This is a genomic window from Micromonospora sp. NPDC085948 (genome assembly GCF_040686315.1).
In the GTDB taxonomy this organism is placed as follows: Bacteria; Actinomycetota; Actinomycetes; order Mycobacteriales; family Micromonosporaceae; genus Micromonospora.
In genome coordinates, this window is sequence record NZ_JBFBJW010000012.1 from 160,480 (window position 1) to 183,479 (window position 23,000).

Genomic DNA, 23,000 nt, shown 5'->3' on the forward strand with positions numbered 1-23,000 from the left:
ATGTCCACCCACGACTTCATCGCCATCGGGCTGGGCCCGTACAACCTGGGGCTGGCCTGCCTCACCGCGCCCATCGACGACCTGGACGGGGTGTTCCTGGAGGCCCGGCCGAGCCTCGCCTGGCACCCCGGCATGCTGCTGGAGTCGGCCCGGTTGCAGACCCCGTTCATCGCCGACCTGGTCAGCCTCGCCGACCCGACCTCGCCGTACTCCTTCCTCAACTACCTCAAGGAGATCGGCCGGCTCTACCCGTTCTACATCCGGGAGAGCTTCTACCCCCTGCGCAGCGAGTACGACGCGTACTGCCGGTGGGCGGCGGCGAAGCTGCCGAACCTGCGCTTCGGTCAGACCGTGACCACTGTGGAGTTCGACACCGCCGACCAGCGGTACGTGGTGCGGGCCAGCACCGGCACGGGGGAGACCGTCGAATATCGCGCCCGGCACCTGGTGCTCGGCACGGGCACGCCGCCGCACCTGCCCGACGCGGTCGCCGACCTGCCCGGCGACGCCGTGCACAACTCGCGCTATCTGGAGCAACGGACGGCGCTGCGCACCAAGCGCAGCATCACCGTGGTGGGCAGCGGACAGAGCGCCGCCGAGGTCTACCACGACCTGCTCGGCGACATCGACAGGTACGGCTACCAACTCAACTGGGTGACCCGGTCGCCGCGGTTCTTCCCGCTGGAATACACGAAGCTGACGCTGGAGATGACCTCACCGGACTACGTGGACTACTTCCACGCGCTGCCCGAGACGACCCGCTACCGGTTGGAGTCCGACCAGAAGGGCCTGTTCAAGGGGATCAACGCCGACCTGATCAACGACATCTTCGACCTGCTGTACGCGCTGAGCGTCAACGGGCCGGTGAACACCCGCCTGCTCACCAACACCGAGCTGGTCAGCGCCGCGCACCAGGACGGCGCGTACACGTTGGGGTTGCGTCAGGTCGAGCAGGAACGGGACCTCACGCTGCGTACGGAGGGCCTCGTCCTGGCCACCGGCTACCACTACCGGGTGCCGGAGTTCCTCGCGCCGGTGCGCGATCGGATCCGCTGGGATGCGCACGGCCGCTTCGACGTGGCCCGCAACTACAGCATCGACCACAGCGGGCGGGGCATCTTCCTGCAGAACGCGGGCACCCACACGCACAGCATCACCTCACCGGACCTGGGGATGGGCGCCTACCGCAACTCCTGGATCATCCGGGAGCTGCTCGGCCGGGAGCACTACCCGATCGAGAAGAGCATCACCTTCCAGGAGTTCGGGGTGACGTCGTGAGCGCCGTCTTCACCCGCCTCGACGATCGGCTCGGTGGGTTCGCGCTGCGTCCGCTCGACGCCGACGCCGACGCCGCGCTGCTGCACACCTGGGTGACCCACCCGAAGGCGGCGTTCTGGCTGATGCAGGACGCCGACGTGACCCGGGTGGCCGACGAGTACCGGCAGATCGCCGCGCACCCGCACCACGACGCGTACCTGGGGCTGTGGCGGGGGAGTCCCGCGTTCCTCGCCGAACGCTACGACCCGGCCCACGTCGAGCTGGTCGGCCTCTACGACCACCAGCCCGGTGACGTGGGCATGCACTTCCTCTGCGCGCCGGTCGGCACTCCGGTGCACGGCTTCACCCGGGCGGTGCTCACCACCGTCATGGCCTGGCTCTTCGCCGACCCGGCGACCCGTCGGGTCGTGGTCGAGCCGGACGTCCGCAACACCGCGGTGCACGCGCTGAACGCCGCCGTCGGCTTCACCGCCGTCGGCCCGATCGTCAAGCCCGAGAAGGACGCGCTGCTCAGCGTCTGCACCCGAGCCCAGTTCCAGGCCGCTGCCGACCGCGCCGCTGCCGACCGCGCCGCTGCCGACCGCGCCGCCGCCACCCGAACCGAAGGAGCCCCGGCGTGACCGCCACCGCCGTCCCCGCCCAGACCGCCGCCGCCTATGACAGCATCGGCGACCCGGTCGGGCATCTCACCCCCCAGCGTTGGGCCCGGGCCAACCGGCTGCTGGTCCGCAAGGCGCTCGCCGAGTTCACCCACGAGCGGCTGCTCACCCCGCAGCCGGTGCCGGGTCCGGACGACCGGCAGTGGTACGAGGTGCGCAGCGACGACGGCACGGTCACCTACCGGTTCGCCGCGCGGGTCCTGGCCCTGGCGCACTGGCAGATCGACGCGGACAGCATCACCCGGCACCGCGACGACACGACGCTGCCGCCCGACGCGGTGGACCTGATCGTCGAGCTGCGCGGCACCCTCGGGCTCTCCGCGCGGGTGCTCCCGGTCTACCTGGAGGAGATCACCTCGACGCTGGCCGGCACCGCGTACAAGCTCTCCCAGGCCGCGCCGAGCGCCGCCGAACTGGCCGACGCGGACTTCCAGACCATCGAGACGTCGATGACCGAGGGCCACCCGTGCTTCGTGGCCAACAACGGCCGGCTCGGCTTCGGCGTCGACGAATACCACAGGTACGCGCCGGAGGCCGCCGCACCGGTCCGGCTGGAGTGGCTCGCCGCGCACCGGGACCACTCGACGTTCAGCAGCGCCGCCGACCTCGACTACGACACGCTGATCGAGAGCGAGCTGGACGCCGAGACCCGGGCCCGGTTCGCGGCCACGATGACCGATCTCGGGCTGGACCTCGCCGACTACCACCTGATCCCCGCGCACCCGTGGCAGTGGTGGAACAAGCTGGCGGTCACCTTCGCCGGGGAGTTGGCCGCGCGCCGGCTGGTGCACCTCGGCCCGGGGCCGGACGTGTACCTCGCCCAGCAGTCCATCCGCACCTTCTTCAACGTCACCGCGCCACACCGGCACTACGTGAAGACCGCGTTGTCGGTGCTGAACATGGGCTTCATGCGAGGGCTGTCGGCGGCGTACATGGCGGCCACCCCGGCGATCAACGACTGGCTGGCCGAGCTGATCGCCTCCGACGAGGTGCTGACCGGCACCGGCCTGACCGTCATCCGGGAGCGGGCCGCCGTGGGTTACCGGCACCGGCAGTACGAGGCGGCGACCGACCGCACCTCCCCCTACCGCAAGATGTTGGCCGCCCTGTGGCGGGAGAGCCCGGTGCCCGACCTCGCGCCGGGACAGCGACTGTCCACCATGGCCGCGCTGCTGCACGTCGACGACGAGGGTGGCTCACTGGCGGCGGCGCTGATCGCCCGGTCCGGCCTGGCCCCCGAGGTGTGGCTGCGCCGCTACCTGGACGCCTACCTGACCCCGCTGCTGCACAGCTTCTACGCCCACGACCTGGCCTTCATGCCGCACGGCGAGAACGTCATCCTGGTCCTCGACGAGCACGACACGGTCCAGCGGGTGATCTTCAAGGACATCGCCGAGGAGATCGCGGTGATGAGCGACGAGGTCGAGCTGCCCGCCGAGGTGGAACGGATCCGGGTCGACGTGCCCGACGACACCAAGCTGCTGACCATCTTCACCGACGTGGTGGACTGCTTCCTGCGCCACCTCAACGCGGTGCTGGTCGAGGCCGGTGTGCTCGCCGAGGACGACTTCTGGCGTACGGTCGCGACCTGCGCCGCCGACTACTTCGACCGGGTGCCGCACCTGGCCGAGCGGGTCCGCCACTACGACCTGTTCGCACCGGAGTTCACGCTGTCCTGCCTCAACCGGCTCCAGTTGCGCGACAACCAGCAGATGATCGACCTGTCCGACCCGTCGGCGGCGCTGCAGTTCGTCGGCACCCTCGTCAACCCGTTGGCTGCCCACGCTCCGACCCGGTGACCATGATCGGGTCTGGTCAGCAGGCGTGCCAGCGGGTGCAATGGTGCCCATGGGATTCCTGAGTACCGCGAGCCTGTTCGTCGCCACGGTGACCACCGGCCTGACCGCCGGGTTGTTCGCCGCCTTCGCGTACGCGGTCATGCCGGGCCTGGGCCGCACCGACGACCGGACGCTGGTGCTCGCCATGCGACGGATCAACGAGTCCATCCTCAACGGGTGGTTCGCCGTCTGCTTCGGCGGTGCGCTGCTGTTCACGCTGCTGGCGGCGGCGCTGCACCTGGCCGCCGACCGCCGGGCGGTGCTGCCCTGGATCGTCGCCGGGCTGCTGCTGTACCTGGTGGTGCTCGGTGTCACCGCCGCGGTGAACGTGCCGCTCAACAACGTGCTGGCCCGCGCCGGCGACGTGGACGGGGGCACCGACCTCGCGGCCCTACGGGAGCGTTTCGAGGTGAGCTGGGTACGCGGCAACGTGCTCCGCGCGGTCGCGTCGACCGGCGCCTTCGGGCTGCTGGCGTGGGCGCTGGTCGTGGCGGGGCGGCTACCCGGTTGAGTCGCCGGACGACCGGCTGGGCCGGGCCGGGCTCAGTCGGTCGTCTCGGTGCTCTCGGCGGTGCCGGCCCGCTGGAACGCGCGGGTCAGCTGGGCGAGGTCGAAGCTCTCGAAGTGCTGAAGGAAGCGCCGGCGGACGGCGTCCAGGTGGCTGGGCCAGGACTCCTCCAGGCGGGCGAACCCCGCGTCGGTGAGCACGGCGTTCCAGCCGCGCGCGTCCTCCGCGCAGCGCTCCCGCTTGACCAGGCCCTGTGTCTCCAGCCGGATGATGGTGCGGGTCATGCCGCTGAGCGAGAGGTAGCAGGCCGCGGCGAGCTCGTTCATCCGCATCCGCCGGTCCGGCGCCTCGGATAGGTTCATCAGAGCGGTGTATTCGGTGAGCGGTAGCTGACGGTCACCGACCATGTCGGCGTCGATCGCGCGGGGCAGCACGTGCATCACCTGACCCAGGGCGCGGACCAGGGCCTCCTCGTCGGGGTTGAGGGGTTGCAGGGGTTCTGCGGCGGGGTTGGACATCCTCACAGCATACTTGCTTGATTGAGCAACTGATTACTCAGCGTGTGACCACGACCATAGAGGCGACATTTGCTTGACCAAGCAATCACCGGCTAGCGTCGGGCCGTCAGCCCAAGCACCGAGGAAAGGCGCCACCATGACCAGGATCGGGATCATTCTCGGCAGCACCCGCCCGGGGCGTAACGGTGAAGCCGTTGCCCGCTGGGTGCTCGAGATCGCCAAGCAGCGCTCCGACGCGGAGTACGAGCTGATCGACCTGCTCGACTACCAGCTGCCGCACCTCGACGAGGCGTACCCGCCGTCGATGGGCCAGTACTCCCAGCCGCACACGAAGCGGTGGGCCGAGACGATCGCCTCCTACGACGGGTTCATCATCGTCACCCCCGAGTACAACCACTCGACCTCGGGTGCCCTGAAGAACGCGATCGACTTCCTGTACGCCGAGTGGAACAACAAGGCCGTGGGCTTCGTCAGCTACGGCTCGGTCGGCGGCGCGCGAGCCGTGGAGCACCTGCGGTTGATCTCCGGTGAGCTGCAGATGGCCGACGTGCGTTCGCAGGTCGCGCTGTCGCTCTTCACCGACTTCGAGAACTTCAGCGTGTTCAAGCCCAACGAGTTCCAGCGGGACGCGCTGACCACCACCCTCGACCAGGTGGTCGCCTGGAGCGCCGCGCTCGCGCCGCTGCGCCAGGCCTGATCGTCTCGAGCACGTCCGTAGGCGGCCGCGGGATCCCTCCCGCGGCCGCCTGCGTCTGTCCGCCTCCCGGGTGGTCAGGCCCGCCCCGCGTCGGCGAGCAGGTCGAGCGAGACCTGCCACAGCCGCGCCGCCGCCACGGGATCGGTCGCGTGGTCGGCGACGCCCTGCAACGGCGTCTCCGGGCGGTGGCGTGCAGCCTGGTCGCAGTCCTCGAAGTAGCGACCGCCGACGCCGTCGAGCTGCGGCCAGGCGGCGAGCAGCACCGAGGTCGCCGCCCCCTGCTCCGGGGTCTTGAAGTCGAACGCCGGCAGCCCCGCGTAGTCCTCCTCGGTGAGGTGCCGCCCCAGGTTCGTGGCGACCGCTCCCGGGTTGGCCGCGTTGACGGTGATGCCGTCGTCGGCCCAGCGCCGGTTCGCCTCGACCGCGAACAGCGCGGTGGCGGTCTTCGACTCGCCGTAGGCGAGCAGCCGGTCATAGGGGCGTGCGCGGAAGTTGACGTCCTCGAAGACCATCGGCGCCTGCACGTGGGCGATGGAACTGAGCGACACCACGCGGGCCCGGCCGGCCGCCGCGAGCGCCCGGTGCAGCCCGGTGGTGAGCGTGAAGTGGCCGAGGTGGTTCGTGGCGAACTGCAACTCCCAGCCCTCCGGCGTGCGCGTCTCGGGGGTCGCCGACACACCGGCGTTGTTGACCAGGATGTGCAGGGGACCCGCCCAGGCCGCGACGAAGGCCGCGATCGACCGCTGGTCGGAAAGATCCAACGGTACGACCCGGATGGACGCGCCGTCCCCGATGTCCTGCGCTGTCCGCTCCCCGGCCCGGATGTCCCGTACCGCCAGGGTCACCTCGGCGCCCGCGCTGGCGAGGGCTCGGGCCGTCTCCACGCCGATGCCCGACGAGGCGCCGGTGACGACGGCGCGCTGCCCGCTGAGGTCGACACCGGCCACCACGTCACTGGCGGTGGACCGGGCGTGGAACGGCGTGGTGAGTCGTGTTGCACTCATGATCGGCTTCCTTCGGTGGGTGTCGTCGGGAGGCCGTTACCGCCTCCCGAACGATCCTGCGCGGAGGTCCGACGAGACGGCCAACACACGCTTCCTGACCTGGCTACAGTCTGTCCCTGTGGCCACCCCTGAGCTGCGGCAACTGCGATACTTCCTGGTCCTCGCGGAGGAGCTGAGCTACACCCGTGCCGCCGCCCGGCTGATGATCGCCCAGCAGTCGCTGTCCCAGCAGATCACCGCACTGGAACGCACCCTCGGGGCGAAGCTGTTCGACCGCGACTCCCGCGGCACCACCCTGACCGACATCGGTGCCCTGTTCCGGCCCGAGGCGCAGGCCGTGGCAGACCGCGCCGACGAGGCCGTCGCCGTCGTGGGGCGCGCCCTGCGGGGCGAGGTCGGCAGCCTGCGACTCGCCTTCCTGACCACCGTTGCCAACCACCTCCTGCCCCCGGTGGTCCGGGCCGTGCACCGGCAACTTCCCGATCTTCACCTGGCCACCGAGTCCACCGCCATCGCGCCGCTGGTGCGGGGCGTGCTCGGCGGCCACTACGACGTCGCCTTCACCCGGACCCCGCTGGTCCCCGGCCTGGCGTCCCGGAGGCTGACGACCGAACCGGTGTGCGCGGTGCTGCCCGAGGGCCACCCGCTCGCGGACCGCGCCGAGCTGACGCTCGCCGACCTGGCGGACGAGCCGTGGGTGACGACGCCGCGCACCTCCTGGGAACCCTGGCACCGCACCTTCGAGGAGCAGTTCCGGGAGGCCGGGTTCGTGCCGAACGTCGTCCAGGAGGACGCCAGCGTGCAGAGTCTCCTCGGCCTGGTCGCCGCCGGAGTCGGCGTCACCCGGCTCGCCAGCTCGGCAGCCAGCCTTCGCCGCAGCGGCGTGGTGTTCGTCCCACTGACCGGCGCCTACGCCCACACCGAGATGGTCTGGCTGCCGGGCGACGCCGCGCCTGCCCTGCGCCGGCTCCTGGACGTGGTAACCGACCTCGCGGCCACGACCGACCTCACCAGGACCGGCTGACCGGCCGGCCCGTCAGCGGCTCAGCCCGTCCGGAGATGGTGGGTGGTGCCGTCGGCGACCGCTCGGAGCTTGTCGGGGTTGGCCACGTTGTGGATGGCGGTGACGCGGCCAGCGGCGTCGATGTCGAGGCAGATGGTGGCGACCACGCGGCCCGCACCGCTGAACACCAGGCCCGGACCACCGTTGATCTCGACCAGGGCGGCGTGCATGTCGTGCGGCTCGACGCCCTGGTAGGTGACGGTGCCGATGGCCGCGAACCAGGCGGCGACCGACTCCGCGCCCCGGACGGGACGTCGGGCCTGGCACTCCGGTCGGCATGCCGCTCTGGCAGGTTCCGTGCAGGACGCCGTAGCCCTGCCGGATCGCCGCCGCGTCGCCGATCGCGTACACGTCGGGGTGCGACACCGACCGCAACGTGGCGTCGGTGACGACGCGACCGCGTTCGTCCACGGTCAGCCCCGCGGCGGCGGCCAGCGGCGACACCCGCGTACCGGCCGTCCAGAGGACGACGTCGGCCGCGATGGTCCGCGCACCGGCCAGTTCGACCCCGTCGGGCAGCACCTTCGTGACCGCTGTCCCGCTGATCACCTGGACACCGAGGCGGGTGAGCGCGGCCCGCAGGTGTGACCGCGCCCTCGCGGTCATCCTCGCCCCGGGATCCTGCCGGCCCACCAGCACGACGTCGAGTTCCGGGTGGCGTTCGGCGATCTCCGCGGCCGACTCGACGCCGGTCAACCCGCCGCCGACCACGACGACCGTGCCGCCGCCGAGCCGCGCCAGCCGATCCGCCAGCGTCGTCGCGTCGCTCGGACCGTCCAGCGTGTACGCGTGCTCCTCGACACCCGGCACCACCGCCGTGTCGGTCACGCTGCCCAACCCGTACACCAGGGTGTCGTAGCGCAGCACCCGACTGTCGTCGATCCGGACGGTCCTCGCCTGCGCGTCGACAGCCGTCACCCAGCCGCGGACGAAGTGTGCGCCCGTGTCCGCCAGCAGCGTGGGGATGTCCAACTCGGCGACGCGTTGCCCGGTCGCCGTCAGGTGCAGCCGGAGGCGCTCGGTGAACCGCTCGTGCGCGTTCACCAGGGTCACCCGCACGTCGGCCTTCCTGGTCCGGGCCGCGAGCTGGGTCGCCGCGGCCATGCCCGCGTAACCCGCACCGAGCATCAGGACGTGGTGCGTGCCCGCCGGGCCGGTGGTGTGCGCTGTGCTCATTGTTGTCGCCTCTCTGCGGGGATTGACGACCACGAGATGCGCGGCGGCCCCGGCTTCGTGACATCGGGTCGGTGTGACGCCCGCCACGGCCAGCACTGGGTGGCCGGGTCCACTACCCTCGTCGCGATGAGCCGATCCGCCGCCCTCGGCCGGCCTCCGCTGTGGCGGGACCGCACCTTCGGCACGTACTGGGTCGCCCAGTCGCTCTCCGCGGCCGGTGACTCGTTCGCCTACCTGGCGGTGCCGCTGCTGGTCCTCCAGGCCACCGGGTCGGTGGCGCAGATGGGCCTGCTCACCGCCGTCGCGGGCGCGGCGTCCGTCGTCGCCGGGATCTTCGGCGGGGTGCTCGTCGACAGGTACGACCGCCGCACCCTGATGATCGTGGCGGACCTGGCTCGGTTGGTGCTCTACGGCCTGGTGCCACTTGCCTGGCTCGCCGGCCCGCAGGTCTGGCTGCTCTTCGTCGTGCTGCCGATCTGCGAGGCGGCCGGCATGCTGTTCCAGGTCGCGGCGGTGACCGCGGTCCGCAACCTCGTCGACTCCGACCGGATCACCGAGGCCAACGGCCGGTTGCAGGCGACGTACGCGGCGGCGGCCGTCCTCGGGCCGCTGCTCGCCGGCGTGGTGTCGGCCAGCTTCGGCCCGGCGCTCGCCATCGCCGTCAACGCGGCGAGCTTCGCCCTCTCGGCAACCGGTCTGTGGCTGATCCGGCTGCGACCCGTACGAGCCGACGCCGCCGCACCGGCGACCCGCGAGCGGCCACTGGCCGAGTTCCTGGCCGGTGCGCGGTTCCTGTGGCGGCAGCCCGTGCTGCGCGCGCTGACCGTCCTGTTGTCGGTGTTCATCTTCCTGACCTACGGCTTCACCGACGTGCTGATCTACCACGTCACCCACGACCTCGGCGGCTCCGAGGGCACGGTCGGCGCGGTGCTCGGCCTGGCGGCGCTGGGCACGGTCGCCGGTGCGCTGCTGGTGGCCCCGCTGCGCCGTCGACGTGGCTTCGGCGCGACCTGGATCGGCGCGCACTCGGTCTGCGGTTTCGCCGTGGCGGGCGTCGGCCTCGCGACGAGCGTGCCGGCGGTCACCGCGCTGACCGCGGTGTACCTGTGCTGCCTGAGTGTCGGCGGGATCTGCTCGATGTCGCTGCGCCAGGAGATCACCCCCGACCACCTGCTCGGTCGGGTCACCTCGGCGTTCTGGAGCACGCACTACGCCCTCGGGCCGATCGGCGCCGCCACGCTGACCTGGGCCGCCGGCCGGTACGGCGTCCAGGCGGTCACCCTCGCGGCCGGCGCTGGCTGCCTGTTGGTCGCGGTCGGTGGCCTCTTCACCCCGGTCCGCCGCGCCGGCGCCGAGGCGCGTCGTCCGCCGGCCGTGGCCGAGGCCGGTCAGCCGCCGGTCAGAACTCCTGGTACATGACGTGCAGACCGACCCGGCCGAGGGTGGGGTGGCGGAACGCGCCGGGCACGGTGCCGACCACCGCGAAACCCTCCCGCCGGTACAGCTCGACCGCTGAGCTGTTGCTCTCCACCACGGCGTTGAACTGCATGCCGGCGTACCCCTGAAGGCGGGCCCAGGTCAGGGCGTCGCGGCACAGCGCGGTGCCCACGCCCCGGCCCCGGGCCTCGGCGGCGACCAGAAAGCTCGCGGTGGACACGTGCGCTCCCGGCCCGGGCCGGTTGGTGCCCATCTTCGCGGTGCCGAGCACCCGCTCGCCGTCGACCGCGACGACGGTCCGACCCGGCGGCGTCTCCACCCACATGCCGTACGCCTGCTCGGTGGTCATCGCCGGGTCGTAGGGGAAGGTCTCCCGCGCCCGGATCACCTCCTCGACGATCGGCCACACCTGCGACCAGTCCTCCGCCACGAACTCCCGAATCTGCACGCCGAGAAGGGTAGGAGCGGCGAGCCGCCCGGACAAACGGAATTGGGGTCAGGCCGTGAGCGCGCGAAGTTCCGCGTCCAGCAGCGTTGCGAGCCGGGCGTGCCGCTGCGGATGGCTGCTCGGGGTCATGCCACGGCTGGGCATCTCCACGGTCATCAGCAGGTACAGGTGCAGTCGATAGAGACCGAGGCGGCGGCGTGCGGAGGCGTCCAGCACCAAGGGTGTGTCGGCGGCGTCGCGGTAGCCGCGCAACAGCGGATGCTCCGGGTCGTCCTCGACGCGCCGGAAGAGCAGCGGCGAGACCAGGTCCAGCAGGGGGTCGCCGTAGAGGAACCGTTCGCCGTCGACCAGGCCGCACAGCCGAAGGCGACCCTGCGCGTCGGGCGCGGCCAGCACGTTGCCGTCCCAGCAGTCGAAGTGCAGCAGCGCCGGTCGGCGTACCTCGTCCAGCGCGTCGGCGTGCCGTCCGACGAGCGTGTGCAGGCGATCCGGGGTCACCGGCAGCCGCACGTGCCAGTCGGTCGCGTCGGCGAGCAGCGCGTCGAGCATCGCCGTGAACGCCACCCGCCAGGTCGCTGCGCCGGCCCGGGCACCGTCGTACCCGAACCGGTCGCCGGTGACCCGGTGCAACGCGGCGAGGGCGACGCCGAGGTCGTAGCGCGCGTCGTCGACGGCGACGTCGGCCTTGGCCAGCTCGGACAGGGACCGGCCGGGCAGCAGCGCGGTGACCAACCACTCGCCGTACGGGGGGTCGGTGCCGTGCCACAACACCGGGGGTACGGGTACCTGCGGGGCGTGCTCCGCGACGAGGCGGAAGTAGCGGGCCTCGGCGGCGCAGAGTCCGCGTTCGTAGCGCAGCAGCGGCGTACCGGCCGGCGGGGCGAGCTTCAGCACCACCCGGCGGTCGTCGTCGAGGCGTGCCCACCAGACCGTCGCGTATCCGCCGCCGGCCAGCGGTCCGGCGTCCCGGACCCGGGTGTGCGGGCCGAACGACGCCCGGACCAGATACGCCACGTCGTCACCGGTGAGCAGACGCTGCGTCGGGCTGACGACGGTCACGAGGCGGTGTCACCCCGTCGAGCGCGCGGCGCGGCGCCGACGGTCACCGGTGCGGCGGGCGGAACGGGACCGGCGGTGTCCCTGCGGACCAGCTCGGCGGGGAGCACCTCGACCCGCGGGGTCGGGGCCTCCGCACCGAGCACCAGGGACATCGCCCGGACTCCCAGGTCCACGAGCGGCAACCGCACGGTGGTCAGCGCCGGGGTGACGTCCCGGGCGATCGGCATGTCGTCGAACCCCACCACGGAGATCTGCTGCGGCACGGCCAGCCCACGGGTCCGCAGGGTGGCGAGCGCCCCGATGGCCATCGAGTCGTTGAGGGCCACGATCGCGGTCAGCTCCGGGTCGGCGTCGAGTAGTCGGGCGGTCGCCTCGGCGCCGCCGTCGCGGTCGAACCCGGCGTACCGGATGCGCCGTTCCGGCAGGTCCCGGCCCTGCTCGCCGAGGGCCTGCCGCAGGCCGGCCAGGCGGTCGGTCGTGGTGGTCAGGATGCGCGGACCGGCGGCCACCCCGATCACCCGGTGCCCCAGCCCGCACAGCTCCCGTCCGGCGAGGTAGCCGCCGGCCCGGTTGTCCGGCATCACCGCGTCGCCGGAGTGTTCGTGCCGACCGATCACCGCCACCCGCCCGCCGGTGGCCTCGTACGCGGCGAGCTTCTCGTTGAGCTGCCGGGTGAACGCCTCGTCGTGGTAACCGGACCCGGCCAGGATCAGCGCCGCGACCTGGTGGCCGCGCAGCAGCTCCACGTACTCCAGCTCGCGGTCCGGATCCCGGTAGCTGTTGCAGATCATCAGCAGCCGGCCCTGGTCGGTGGCGACGCGTTGCAGGCCACGGGTGATCTCGGCGAAGTACGGGTCGGAGACGTCGTGCACGATCACGCCCACCGCGCTGCGGTGCGAGCGGGCCAGCAGTTGAGCGTGGGCGTTCGGCACGTACTGCAATTCGGCGACGGCGGCGAGCACCCGCTCCCGCAGCTCGTTGGTCACCGGCTTGCTGCTGCAGTTGATGACGCGGGAGGCGGTGGCGGGTGAGACGCCCGCCCGGCGTGCCACATCGGACAGGGTCGCCATGGCCCGCCCTCTCGGTCTGTCGACGGCGTCTCGCCGTGCCGGCTAGCGCCACGGTACCGCGAGAAAACCCTTTCCTGCGGGGTGGCAGCGGTGGCAGCCGTGACGCCGCCGCCTTACTCGGTTGGCCGGTCCGGAGCGCGCGAGCCGTACGCCGGGCCGAACACCACGAGCAGCGCCAGGTCCTCGGTCACCTCCTCGAACCGGTGCTCCTCGCCAGCCGGCACGAAGATCACCGAACCCGGGTGCACCTCGGCCGCGCCGTCCGGGGTCACGATCCGCGCCCGACCCGCCGTGACCACGTAGATCTCATCCTCGGTGTGCGGGCTCTGGTCGTCGCGGCCGCCCGCCGGGATGCAGTACGTCCCCACCGACAGGTCCGGCACTCGCAGCTGTTCGACCCAGTCGTTGGCGGCCCCGGCGGGCGCGGTCCACCGGCCCGCGCCATCGATGATCAGCATGGCGAAAGCCTAGTACGGCAAGGGGAGTAGGCGGGGCCGCGGAATTCGAGGACCCGGGTTCAATGGATCGACTCGACGAACCGATGACGGATCGATCCGGGCGCCGATGTCACGTCAACGACGATGACGGTGACGTTGTCGTGCCCACCCTGATCGATCGCCGAGGCCACGAGTTGATCGGCGACGTCCCCCGAGCTGCCATCGGAGTCGAGCGCAGCCCTTATCTGCTCGTGTGGCACGTACGAACTCAGTCCGTCAGAGCACAGCAGGACCCGGTCGCCGGGATGGAGCCGGAGTGGCGTCAGGTCGGCCGACCGGCCGTCGTTGCGGCCGTCGAGGAAGCGGGTCAACTTCTCGGGGAGGTTGGGCACCTTTCGAGCGCCGGCGACGAGATGATCGTAGGTGTGGTCCTCACTGATCTGGAGCAAGGGATTGTCGTGGGAACCATGGCGTCGGATCAGGTAGGCGCGGGAGTCCCCGACGTTCGCCACGACCGCCTGACTGCCGGATCGCAGTAAAGCGACAAACGTGGTCCCCATCCCCGCCAGCTTCGGGTCCTCGCGGACTTTCCGGCGTAACGCCTCGCTCGCTTCGTTGACGGCCCGTCCCAGGACATCAGCAAGATCCTCCGGATCTACCGGGCGGTCGTACGGCTGCACGGCAGCGATGGCTGTGCTGCTGGCGATGTCACCGGCGACGTGGCCGCCGAGACCGTCGGCCACGACATAGAGCCATTGCCCTTGGCTGTAGGAGTCCTCATTCCGTTTGCGGATGAGGCCCTGGTGCGTGCGGCTGGCGGCTTCGACCGTGAGGGCCATGGTCATGACCCATTTCTCGGTTCGGCGTCGGGCCACGGCTCCTTGGCGTTCGAGTCGCGGTGCAGGACGTGGACCGTTTCGACTCGGTCGCTCGCCACGACGTACTCGGTCACCTCGACCGGCTTCTTGTCGCCTCCCGAGGTGCCGACTCGCACGATCTCCAGTACGGGCAGGTTGGTGGGGATCTCCAAGAGGGCTGCTTCGTCTTTGCTGGGCATCCGGGCGCGGTGAATCTCCATCCAACTGATGGGCCAGTGGCCGGCGGCCTCGATGTGGTGCAGCCACTCGCCCGCCGCCGGGTTCGCGTCCAGGTCGGCGACGATGTCGGCGACACGTGGATGAATCCACGAGATGTTGATCTGAAATGGGGCTTCCGACACTGGTCCGGTAACCCGAAACCGGCGAAGCACTTCGGTGCCGGGCTGCACGCCAAGAAGCTTGGCGATGCGGGGATCGTCCAGTGGGGCCGGCGCATTGATGGCCTTGCCGTGGCGAACCCATACCTCCTGGCTGCTAGCCGAAGGGAATGAGTATCCGGTTGCTTGCTCGTTGCGCTTGACCAGATCGCCGCGGGGTCGACGTGGACGCATGGTGCCGTATCGAACGGCGATGCCCCGCCCCTGCACAGCCCACACGTAGCCCTCCGTCTCCAGCAGGGCGATGGCCCGCCCGACGGTGTCGCGGTTGGCGTCGTATGCGGCAGCGAGTTCGTTGAGGGTCGGAAGCCGCGCGCCCGGTTCCCACTCTCCGGCTTCGATCCGCTCGCGGATCATGGCCGCGATGTTCAGGTAGCGCGAGTGCACCGGCACGCCCACACCCTTCCCGGTTGTCCCGTGACAATCCTTGACTCTGAGCCAGATTGTCCCCAGACTATCTTGTATCGATTGTCCCAAGACAATCTGTCGTCCGGAGGCGCGAGGGTGGGTCAGCCGTCGAAGCCGGGCGCACCGGCATGTTCAGGAGGCGGGCGTACATGACTGGAAATCGTCGCGAGCCAGGCTAGCTGCGACCCGCGAGCAAGCCGCCGATGCCTGAGATCCCGACGGTTGTCGTGGCGGAAGTGCCGCAGGTCTTCGTTCTCATCAGGGACGAGGAGGTTGTCGGCTACCTTTTCGACCTCCCGTCCGGGGCAGTCGCCATCCTCGACGGTGCGCGGGAGATCTTCCGATCGGACTGCCTGGAGGACTTCACCAGGTCCTTCGGCCTCCGGCTGGATCTGGACATCGCGAAGGTCAGACAGGACCGCTGACCGTGCGCCTCGAGGGCTTGCCGGGGTCCGCCCTGCTCAGGCCGCATCGGGGAAACTTGATCTAGGCACGGCCGACCGAACGTGATCTTATACGCACCGGCGATCCGTAACACCGCGCAAACCATCGATTAACCATCGGCGGCTTAGGTGGGGGAGCGCTCCCATGAGCGGATCGTGATCGTGGAACAGCTCCACAAGGGAGCCATCGAAAGGAGCCTCGTGGCTACAGGCACGAGCGGAAACAGGCTGCGACGACTAGCGATACCGACGCTTGTCGTCGCCCTGATCACTGGCACCACCGGGGTTGCGGGATCGGCGTCGGCGGCGCCCGGAGGGGCATCGGGCAGCGGCACCGGCTACTTCACCACCGGGCAGGACAAGAAGGTCACCCTGACCGACGGGGCCGATCGTCGACCCGGCGGCCGGAACGCGGCCAGCCAACGGGCCGCCGTGGACGCAACCGGTTCGGGCATGTACGTCGTCGAACTGGCCGAGGACCCGCTGACCGCGTACGCCGGCGGTGTGTCCGGGCTGGCGCGGACCCGTCCGGAGGTGGGCGCCCGGCTGGACGTGACCTCGGCACCCTCGCGGGCCTACCGCGGGCACCTCGACGCGCAGCGTAAGGCCGTCGCTGCCGCCGCCGGGGTCACCGTCAAGGCGGCGTACACCGCCGCCTTCAACGGGTTCTCCGCGAAGCTGACCGCCGAGCAGGTGACCGCCCTGCGGGCGGACAAGCGCGTGCGTGCGGTGACCGCCGCGCAGGCACTCGGCACCAGGACGCCGCCGCCCACCGCGCCGTCGCCGACCGCCCCGGCACCCACCGCTCCGACCACGCCGGAGCAGCCCCCGGCGGGAGGTCCCGCCGGCAAGCCGGTCAAGCCCGGCCCCGGCACGGGCGCGGGCATGGTCATCGGCGTCCTGGACACCGGCATCTGGCCGGAGAGCGCGTCGTTCGCCAAGAAGGTGCCGGCCCCCTCGACCTGGCACGGCACCTGCCAGACCGGTGTCGCCTTCGTGGCCGAGCACTGCAACGGCAAGATCGTCGGCGCCCGGTACTTCGCCGACACGTGGCTCGCGGGCGGCGGCTCGGTGCCCGAGGGCGAGGTGCTGTCTCCCCGCGACATGAACGGGCACGGCACGCACACCGCGTCCACGGCGGCCGGTCTGCCGATCCCGAACGTCACCATCGACGGTCGGCGCTTCGGTCCCGTCTCCGGGGTGGCGCCGGACGCCCAGATCGCCGTCTACAAGGTGCTCTGGAACGGCATGGGCTTCGACGCCGACATCATCGCCGGCATCGACGCCGCCGTCGCCGACGGCGTGCAGGTGATCAACTTCTCCATCGGCAGCGAACTCGGCGACTGGGAGGCCAACACCCCCATCGGCATCGCGTTCCTCAACGCCACGCTGGCTGGAGTCTTCGTGGCGGCCTCGGCCGGCAACACCGGCATCGTGAGCGGGGCGATCAGCAACGCGGCACCGTGGGTGACCACGGTCGGCGCGGCGGTGACCAAGCTCGACGAGGCGACCGTCAAGCTCGGCGACGGCACGAAGCTCGTCGGCGGCTCGCTGGACGCGCTGCCCGGCGGCGACACGCCGATGGTCTTCGGCGACCAGGCCGGATCGCCGGATCTGGGCGCGGTCTACTGCGAACCGGGCAGCCTCGACCCGGACAAGATCAAGGGCAAGGTGGTCGCCTGCGCGCTGTCCAACATGTTCGGCTCGGCCGCCGAGATCAAGGCCAAGGGCGGCGCCGCGATGGTCGTGTTCGAGCCGACCGGCAACTACCGGATCAACTCGATCTTCAACTTCCCGGTCGTCTACCTGCCGACCGAGAAGCAGGCCGGCACGCTGTTCAACTACCTGATGCGCCACCCGACCGACGCGCGGGTGTCCCTGCGCAGCGGCGGTGACGGCTCCAGCGTCCCCGGCGTGCCCAGCGTCGCGGACTTCTCCTCCACCGGCCCGAGCAGTGTGGCCGTCGGTATCGCGAAGCCGGACCTGGTCGCGCCGGGTTCGGACATCATCGCCGCGGTCTCCCCGGCGGGCAACTTCGGGCGGGCGTACGACGCGTACTCGGGCACCTCGATGGCCTCGCCGTACGTGGCCGGCGCGGCCGCGGTGCTGCGTGCCGCGCACCCGACCTGGTCGCCGGGCGCGGTCGCCTCGGCGCTGCGCACCACCGCCACCGACACGGTCGGCACCAGCAGTCCCCTCGACCAGGGCAGCGGTTTCATCAACCTGGCCGGGGCCGCCGACCCCGGACTGGTCATCGCGCCCACCGCGGCGGATCTGGTCACCTTCAGCGAGACGGCCGCGCCGGACGGCAAGGAACTCAACCTGCCGGCCATCTCGCTGCGCGAGTACGACGGGACCCGTCCGGTGACACTCACCCGCACCCTGACCAACGTGGGCAAGGCGCGGGAGACCTACCGCTCGTCGGTGTCCGGGCTGGACGGCATGAAGGTCACCGTGACGCCGGCGTCGGTGACGCTGGCACCCGGCACGTCCGCGACCGTGACCATCACGCTGCGTCGGGGCAGCGCGCCCTGGGACCGGTACGTGACCGGGTCGATCGGCTGGCGCGGCAAGGCCCACAGCGCCCGGATCCCGGTCACCGCCCGTCCGTGGGGAATCATGCCCCGGCCGTACGCCGACGACGGGGAGGAATTCGGTCGGATGACCAGCGGCTCGTTCGGCGCGATCCAGCCCGGCTTCACCGGATCCCTGTCCGGTCGCAGCACCGGCTACACGCCGATGCGGCGCGCGTCGTACTCGATGCCGGCCGGGGTCTCCGGCGGCGTGTTCGACCCGGGCGCCACCGGAGTGAAGAAGTTCGACTTCACCGTGCCGGCGAACACCGCCGGCATCATGGCCGAGGTCAACACCGACGACCCGAACACGAACCTGGACCTCTACCTGTACAAGGGCGACAAGCTGGTCTACAGCAGTGACAGGTACTGGACCAGTCTGGAGCAGGTGTACAAGTTCCTGCCCGAACCGGGGCGCTACACCGCGTACGTGTTCGCCCAGTACCCCGGCGGCCCGGTCGTCGACTTCCAGTTCAGCCACGCCATCATCGGCCGGAACGCGACGTACGCGGGTGCCACGCTGACGCTCCCCTCCTCGGTGGAGCGCGGCTCGACGCAAGGGTTCACGCTGAAGCCGAACAAGCCGCTGCCCGAGGGCGACTTCTGGTCGTACACGGAGTACAGCACCAGCGGCGCGGTCATCCCCGGAAATCTCGTCTACACGCAGCAGAGTTCCTGGGAGTAACCGGTAGCAGAGCGTGGGGCGGTGCCGATGCGCGCCGCCCCACGCCCTTTCCGGCTCGCGACCCAGCGGTCAGGTGGTGGCGTACGCCGGCCCCAGATTGGTCAGCGAAGCTCGGGAACGCCGAGTTCGGGGTGGTCCCGCCGGAACGCGGCCAGTCTGGGAAATCGTCGGAGGACGGCAGCCCAATCGTTGAGGTCCGTGCGCTCACCCAGCAGATCCTCGGGTCCGTCCGGGTCGTAGCCGGGCGGCCAGGTGCCGCTGACGACGATATGCGCCTCCGTGGTGAACTCGTCGAACCGCTGCGCCCGGGCGTTGCCCGCATCCGCGGCAAGGTCCGTGAGGCTGTCCGGATCCCGAGCGGTCCGCTCCGCCACCGCGCGACCGTAGGAGATTATCCAGTCCTGGATGTGGCACAGGTCTTCCTCCTCGACCGGGCCGAGCAGCAGGCAGGCCGCGTCGGTCACCGGCCAGGAGTACAGGCGGGACCGTGCCTGTTCCCAGAGCCGGACGAACTCGACGACCTCGGTCGCGTCGAGCGTGCGGAGGCGGCGGAAGAGAACGCGTGAGGCGAGTTCGGTGTTGTCTCCGCTCTCCCGTCGGGACTCCTCGACAAGCGCCCAGAAAGCGTTCTCGTCCACGGACGGACCGTAGCGCTGGTCAGGTGATCAAGCCAGCGGTGCGGGCCTGGTACAGCTCGCGACGTGCTTGTTTGGTGTCGAGCCGTTCGAGGCCTCTGGCAGCCCAGTCCCGCAGCGATTCGTCGTCGCCGTGGAGTTGGTCGACGAGTACCGGCAGGGCTTGCTCGCCGGGTCTCTTGAACCACCCTGGTATCTGGTCAAGAATCGGCGCGGTGGACGACGGGGATTTTTCGCAGGACTGGGTCCAGTTGCTGGGCCGCCTTGACCGGCAGGTGTCCTCCGGTCAGCTCTCGGCGGACACGGCCTCGTTGCCCGACCTGATGAGCAGCTACCAGGTCCCGGGGGTCAGCATCGCCGTCGGGCACCTGAGCGGGCAGGTGTGGGCGTTGGGGTACGGCGTCACGGGTGGCGAGACGTCGACGCCGGTGACCGAACGTACGACGTTCGCGGCCTGTTCGATCAGCAAGCACGTCGCCGCGTTCGGCGCACTGCGACTGGTCCAGGACGGCGTGCTGGATCTGGACACCGACGTCCGCGACTACCTCACCTCGTGGCGACTGCTCGACCGCGCGGGCCGGCAACCAGCGGTCACCGTACGGCAGCTGCTGGCCCACACGGCGGGCCTGTCCGACACCTGGTATCGCGGCTACGCCGGGGATCGCGCCCCGTCGCTGGTGCAGGTCCTGGAGGGCAGCGGCCCGACGACCACCGCACCGGTACGGTCGACCCTGCTGCCGGGCAGCCGCTTCCGTTACTCGGGCAGCCACTACTGCGTACTTCAGCAGGTGCTGATGGACGGGACCGGTACGCCGTTCGAGGATCTGATGCGGACACTGGTGCTGGACCCGGTGGCCATGGCCGGCAGCAGCTTCGACCAGCGGTTTCCACACCAGCGACCGCATCTGGTGGCGCGGGGCCACCACATCGGCGGCACCGGGATCCCCGGCGGGTGGCGAACACAACCGGAGTTGGCGGCGGCCGGGCTGTGGAGCACCCCGACCGACCTGCTCCGGCTCGACCTGGAGATCGCCCGGGCGGCCTCGGGGAATTCGACGCTGCTCGACCGCGACCTGGCCACCCAGATGTGGGCACCGCAGATTCCGGGCGGCTCCTACGGTCTCGGCACCGAGATCGGCGACCGCGCCGGGTGTCGGCGGTTCGGGCACACCGGGTTGAACGTCGGATACACCTGCTTCTCCTACGTGTGGCCCGACAGTGGCACCGCGGTCGCGGCGATGACCAACTCGGAGGACGGCTGGGAGCTGCTGGCCAGCATCCGCGCCGCCGCCGACCGTCGGTACGCCAGCAGTCTCGCCACCGCACCCCTCGACGACGTCGCGGGCCACTACGTCCTGCGTGACGACTATCCGATCGACGTCGCGGTCACCGACGGTCAGCTGATCTTCTCCGCGCCCAGCCAGCAACCGGTGACGCTGGTGGCCGCCCCGGACGGTCGCCACCTCCACCCAGGACTCGACCTGGAGATCCGCTTCCTGCCGTCCGACGGCCAGCCACACATCCTGGAACTGCGGCAGGAAGGAGTTACCCAGACCGCGAAACGGTCGTGAGGGCGACGGACACCAAAAGGATCTTGGTTGTACTAGTCTTCCCGCCATGGCTTTGAGTCCTGACCAGTTCTATGACCACGCGATGTCCGTCGCGGACAGCGAGCGGCGGCTTCCGCTGGCGGCGGGAATGACGGGTTGGGACATCAGCCCCTTCGACCAGGACGGGTTGCGTGTCGCGCCACTGCGCCCGCCGGTGCTGCCCGAGCCCGCCCGACACGGTGAGGACCCGGCGGAGTGCCGCAACTGCGAGGAGCGGGACGAGGGGATCTGGTTCAACGAGCACTGGCGGCTGGCCCGGGTCACCGGAGTGGGCGTGCCGTTGGCGTTGATGCTGTATCCGCGCGACCACTACGACATGGCCGACCTCCCCGACGATCTCGCCGCGGAACTGGGACTGCTGAGCACGCGAATCGTCCGCCACGTGCAGGCCCTGCCGCACATCTCGCGAGCCCACGTCTACCGCGTCGGTGACGGTGCCGCCCACCTGCACGTCTGGTTCTTCGCGCGGCCCGAGGGCCAGGGGCAGCTCTTCGGATCCTGGTTGGTCATCTGGGACGACCTCCTGCCGGAGTATCCCGCCGACCTCGCCGAGGCCGACGCCGCGATCGTGGCCGACGCCCTGGTCGCCTCGCACGGTGGCCGCCGAACGGCCGCCCCCTGACCGCCCGCCGGACCGGCTGATCCGACCGGAGATGCACCGGCAGCGGGTAGGGACTTGACCGCTAAACCGAGATGGCTATTGCGCCACGCCGGCGAGCAGCCACCGCCGGACGGGGATCTCCAGCAGGACTCGCTCGCCCTCCGGGCTGACCTGTGCGCTGACATCCCAGCCGCCGTACTTGCTGGCGAACACGGTGACGACGGCGCTCGGTAACGCGCCGCGGTGCACCCGGGCGGCACCCTCCGCCACGACGGGAGCGTCGCCGCCCTCCAGGGCCAGGGAAACCCGCGGGTCGGCCAGAATGTTGCGAACCTTGACGCTGCGGCTGTCGCAGCCGATCCACCAGGTCTCGGCGGCGTAGACGAACCAGACCGGCGTCAGGTGCGGGGAGCCGTCGCGCCGCAACGTACACAGCCAGACGTTCCTCTCCTGCGCCAGACGAAGCTCGACGTCCCTCGATGGTGTGGTGCGGAGTTCGGTCACCTGGCAAGTCGATCACACCGCCGCGATCGGCTACCCGATCGCGGTGATGTCCGCGCGCAGTTGCCTGCGGGTTCAACGCCTGGACGACGACATCGGTGCCGGCACCCTCAGGTGGCCGGTGCCCAGGAGGGGCGCCAGGTCGCGGCGGGGAGCGGAGTCAGGCCCGCGACGTGGTCGATGACCGCCCGCAGGCCCGGGTGCGGGTTCGCCCGGGGCAGGAGGAGCGACAGCGGGTACGCGAGCGTCGGACGCACGATCGGGATGCGGCGCAGGTCGTGGTTCGCCGGCCAGAGGTACCGGTCGCGCGAGCCGACGAGGGTTGCCACGTCGGCGGAGTCCGCGAGGATGTCGAGGAGGACCTCGTCGCCGAAGTGCGGGCCGGCCGCGTCGATGCGGAGGTTGAAGTCGGTCGCGAGCTGGTCGTAGAAGTCCGCCCATTCGCTGCGCGGCGCGATGCCCGGCACCCAGATCCGATGACCGCGTAGCTGTGCCGGTGTCAGTGAGCGTGCGCCGGCGAGCGGGTGCCGCGGGCCGACGAGGAGTTCCGTCGGGGAGTCGAACGCGCGGATCATCCGCACGTCGCGCGGCAGGGCGGCCGGGTCGGTGACCGAGCGGAACGAGGCGTCGATGTCGCCCGCCTGGACGGCGGCGGCCGCCGCACGGGGGTCGTTGACCCGCAGGGTCACCACGTCGAGGGTGATTTCCGGATGCGACCGCCAGTAGTCGTGTAGGACGACGGCCTGCGCGGTTCGCAGTCCGAGGACGTCGATCCGCAGGGCCCGCGAGCCGGGCCTGATCGCGGCGACGGCACGGTCGACACCGGCGACGACGTCCCGGGCGTGCGCGAGAAACGCCTGGCCGTCGAGCGTCAGCTCGACCCCTCGGGCGGTACGGGTGAACAACCGCACGTCGAGCTCACGTTCGAGGGCCGCGATCCGCTTTGACACGGCCTGTTGCGTCACGCCCAGCTCGTCGGCCGCCTGTTGCAGCTGCCCGAGGTCCGCCGCCCGGACGAACGATCGCACCGCCTCGGTATCCACCGACCCATTATGCGCACGCACAACCGCTGGTTGTGGCTCGCCCGAACATCGGTT

23 protein-coding genes are annotated in these 23,000 nt (G+C 70.7%); 11 read left to right on the forward strand and 12 right to left on the reverse strand.

The features are described 5' to 3' along the window. From AB0O48_RS26290 to AB0O48_RS26305, 4 genes are read left to right on the forward strand one after another with little or no spacing between them, the layout of a single operon-like run. Positions 1-1,278 carry a SidA/IucD/PvdA family monooxygenase gene (locus AB0O48_RS26290; protein ID WP_357253442.1) on the forward strand — a complete coding sequence of 426 codons (1,278 nt, stop codon included), beginning with the start codon at positions 1-3 and terminating at the stop codon, positions 1,276-1,278. Continuing rightward, the gene (locus AB0O48_RS26295; RefSeq protein WP_365068932.1) at positions 1,275-1,898 is read left to right on the forward strand and encodes a GNAT family N-acetyltransferase; all 624 of its coding nucleotides are present in this window, start codon (positions 1,275-1,277) and stop codon (positions 1,896-1,898) included. The genes AB0O48_RS26290 and AB0O48_RS26295 overlap by 4 nt, the downstream gene beginning before the upstream one ends. Then, entirely contained in the window at positions 1,895-3,736 is a 1,842-nt protein-coding gene (locus AB0O48_RS26300) for an IucA/IucC family siderophore biosynthesis protein (protein WP_357572311.1), read from the forward strand. Before AB0O48_RS26295 ends, AB0O48_RS26300 begins: the two co-directional genes overlap by 4 nt. Before the next feature lie 49 nt (positions 3,737-3,785). Beyond that, positions 3,786-4,286 carry an anthrone oxygenase family protein gene (locus AB0O48_RS26305; protein WP_357253190.1) on the forward strand — a complete coding sequence of 167 codons (501 nt, stop codon included), beginning with the start codon at positions 3,786-3,788 and terminating at the stop codon, positions 4,284-4,286. A 32-nt stretch (positions 4,287-4,318) separates the two neighbouring features. Here the strand turns inward: AB0O48_RS26305 and AB0O48_RS26310 are convergent, their stop codons facing one another. Further along, positions 4,319-4,801, reverse strand: coding sequence for a MarR family winged helix-turn-helix transcriptional regulator (locus tag AB0O48_RS26310; protein ID WP_357253189.1), 483 nt, complete (start codon positions 4,799-4,801; stop codon positions 4,319-4,321). Positions 4,802-4,937: 136 nt separating this feature from the next. Between AB0O48_RS26310 and AB0O48_RS26315 the strand changes: the two genes are divergently transcribed. Beyond that, positions 4,938-5,498 carry an NAD(P)H-dependent oxidoreductase gene (locus AB0O48_RS26315; RefSeq protein WP_357253187.1) on the forward strand — a complete coding sequence of 187 codons (561 nt, stop codon included), beginning with the start codon at positions 4,938-4,940 and terminating at the stop codon, positions 5,496-5,498. A 74-nt stretch (positions 5,499-5,572) separates the two neighbouring features. Here AB0O48_RS26315 and AB0O48_RS26320 read toward each other — a convergent pair whose 3' ends face one another. Then, the gene (locus AB0O48_RS26320) at positions 5,573-6,502 is read right to left on the reverse strand and encodes an SDR family NAD(P)-dependent oxidoreductase (RefSeq protein ID WP_365068935.1); all 930 of its coding nucleotides are present in this window, start codon (positions 6,500-6,502) and stop codon (positions 5,573-5,575) included. Positions 6,503-6,620: 118 nt separating this feature from the next. Here AB0O48_RS26320 and AB0O48_RS26325 point away from each other — a divergent pair, with 118 nt between their 5' ends. Next, positions 6,621-7,526 (forward strand): LysR family transcriptional regulator, encoded by a 906-nt coding sequence (locus AB0O48_RS26325; RefSeq protein ID WP_365068937.1) that lies wholly within the window; start codon positions 6,621-6,623, stop codon positions 7,524-7,526. 12 nt (positions 7,527-7,538) lie between these two features. Here the strand turns inward: AB0O48_RS26325 and AB0O48_RS26330 are convergent, their stop codons facing one another. Beyond that, positions 7,539-8,741 carry an FAD-dependent oxidoreductase gene (locus AB0O48_RS26330; protein WP_365068939.1) on the reverse strand — a complete coding sequence of 401 codons (1,203 nt, stop codon included), beginning with the start codon at positions 8,739-8,741 and terminating at the stop codon, positions 7,539-7,541. A 126-nt stretch (positions 8,742-8,867) separates the two neighbouring features. Here AB0O48_RS26330 and AB0O48_RS26335 point away from each other — a divergent pair, with 126 nt between their 5' ends. Beyond that, entirely contained in the window at positions 8,868-10,160 is a 1,293-nt protein-coding gene (locus AB0O48_RS26335; RefSeq protein WP_357253172.1) for an MFS transporter, read from the forward strand. On the opposite strand, the gene AB0O48_RS26340 is transcribed toward AB0O48_RS26335, so the two are convergent. The 6 genes from AB0O48_RS26340 to AB0O48_RS26365 all read right to left on the reverse strand — a co-directional run bounded on the left by AB0O48_RS26340 (position 10,141) and on the right by AB0O48_RS26365 (position 14,846). Next, positions 10,141-10,626: a GNAT family N-acetyltransferase gene (locus tag AB0O48_RS26340; RefSeq protein ID WP_357253170.1), complete on the reverse strand. Its 486-nt coding sequence runs from the start codon at positions 10,624-10,626 to the stop codon at positions 10,141-10,143. The two genes, AB0O48_RS26335 and AB0O48_RS26340, sit on opposite strands and share 20 nt — an antisense overlap. A 48-nt stretch (positions 10,627-10,674) precedes the next feature. Further along, positions 10,675-11,685, reverse strand: a complete 1,011-nt coding sequence (locus AB0O48_RS26345; RefSeq protein ID WP_365068940.1) for an aminoglycoside phosphotransferase family protein — start codon at positions 11,683-11,685, stop codon at positions 10,675-10,677. After that, complete coding sequence (locus AB0O48_RS26350) at positions 11,682-12,755, reverse strand: LacI family DNA-binding transcriptional regulator (protein WP_365068942.1); 1,074 nt, start codon at positions 12,753-12,755, stop codon at positions 11,682-11,684. Before AB0O48_RS26350 ends, AB0O48_RS26345 begins: the two co-directional genes overlap by 4 nt. Before the next feature lie 113 nt (positions 12,756-12,868). Then, positions 12,869-13,213, reverse strand: a complete 345-nt coding sequence (locus tag AB0O48_RS26355; protein ID WP_365068944.1) for a cupin domain-containing protein — start codon at positions 13,211-13,213, stop codon at positions 12,869-12,871. A gap of 59 nt (positions 13,214-13,272) precedes the next feature. Continuing rightward, positions 13,273-14,031: a protein phosphatase 2C domain-containing protein gene (locus AB0O48_RS26360; protein ID WP_357253441.1), complete on the reverse strand. Its 759-nt coding sequence runs from the start codon at positions 14,029-14,031 to the stop codon at positions 13,273-13,275. A gap of 2 nt (positions 14,032-14,033) precedes the next feature. Continuing rightward, positions 14,034-14,846, reverse strand: a complete 813-nt coding sequence (locus AB0O48_RS26365) for a GntR family transcriptional regulator (protein ID WP_357572322.1) — start codon at positions 14,844-14,846, stop codon at positions 14,034-14,036. A gap of 212 nt (positions 14,847-15,058) precedes the next feature. Between AB0O48_RS26365 and AB0O48_RS26370 the strand changes: the two genes are divergently transcribed. Both AB0O48_RS26370 and AB0O48_RS26375 read left to right on the forward strand, forming a co-directional pair. Next, positions 15,059-15,280 (forward strand): hypothetical protein, encoded by a 222-nt coding sequence (locus AB0O48_RS26370; RefSeq protein WP_357253153.1) that lies wholly within the window; start codon positions 15,059-15,061, stop codon positions 15,278-15,280. Between the two features lie 219 nt (positions 15,281-15,499). Next, the gene (locus AB0O48_RS26375) at positions 15,500-18,556 is read left to right on the forward strand and encodes a S8 family serine peptidase (protein ID WP_357572323.1); all 3,057 of its coding nucleotides are present in this window, start codon (positions 15,500-15,502) and stop codon (positions 18,554-18,556) included. Between the two features lie 101 nt (positions 18,557-18,657). Here the strand turns inward: AB0O48_RS26375 and AB0O48_RS26380 are convergent, their stop codons facing one another. Then, entirely contained in the window at positions 18,658-19,194 is a 537-nt protein-coding gene (locus AB0O48_RS26380; RefSeq protein WP_365068947.1) for a DUF4240 domain-containing protein, read from the reverse strand. A 212-nt stretch (positions 19,195-19,406) separates the two neighbouring features. On the opposite strand from AB0O48_RS26380, the gene AB0O48_RS26385 reads away from it, so the two are divergent. Together AB0O48_RS26385 and AB0O48_RS26390 are read left to right on the forward strand one after the other, a co-directional pair. Next, positions 19,407-20,762, forward strand: coding sequence for a serine hydrolase domain-containing protein (locus AB0O48_RS26385; protein WP_365068949.1), 1,356 nt, complete (start codon positions 19,407-19,409; stop codon positions 20,760-20,762). A gap of 46 nt (positions 20,763-20,808) precedes the next feature. After that, a complete protein-coding gene (locus tag AB0O48_RS26390; protein ID WP_357572327.1) occupies positions 20,809-21,423 on the forward strand; it encodes a hypothetical protein in 615 nt (204 codons plus the stop codon). A 75-nt stretch (positions 21,424-21,498) separates the two neighbouring features. Here AB0O48_RS26390 and AB0O48_RS26395 read toward each other — a convergent pair whose 3' ends face one another. Both AB0O48_RS26395 and AB0O48_RS26400 read right to left on the reverse strand, forming a co-directional pair. Beyond that, on the reverse strand, positions 21,499-21,906 hold the full coding sequence (locus AB0O48_RS26395; protein ID WP_357572328.1) for a pyridoxamine 5'-phosphate oxidase family protein: 408 nt from the start codon (positions 21,904-21,906) through the stop codon (positions 21,499-21,501). A 107-nt stretch (positions 21,907-22,013) separates the two neighbouring features. After that, a complete protein-coding gene (locus AB0O48_RS26400) occupies positions 22,014-22,946 on the reverse strand; it encodes a LysR family transcriptional regulator (RefSeq protein ID WP_365068952.1) in 933 nt (310 codons plus the stop codon). Positions 22,947-23,000: the final 54 nt, after the last annotated feature.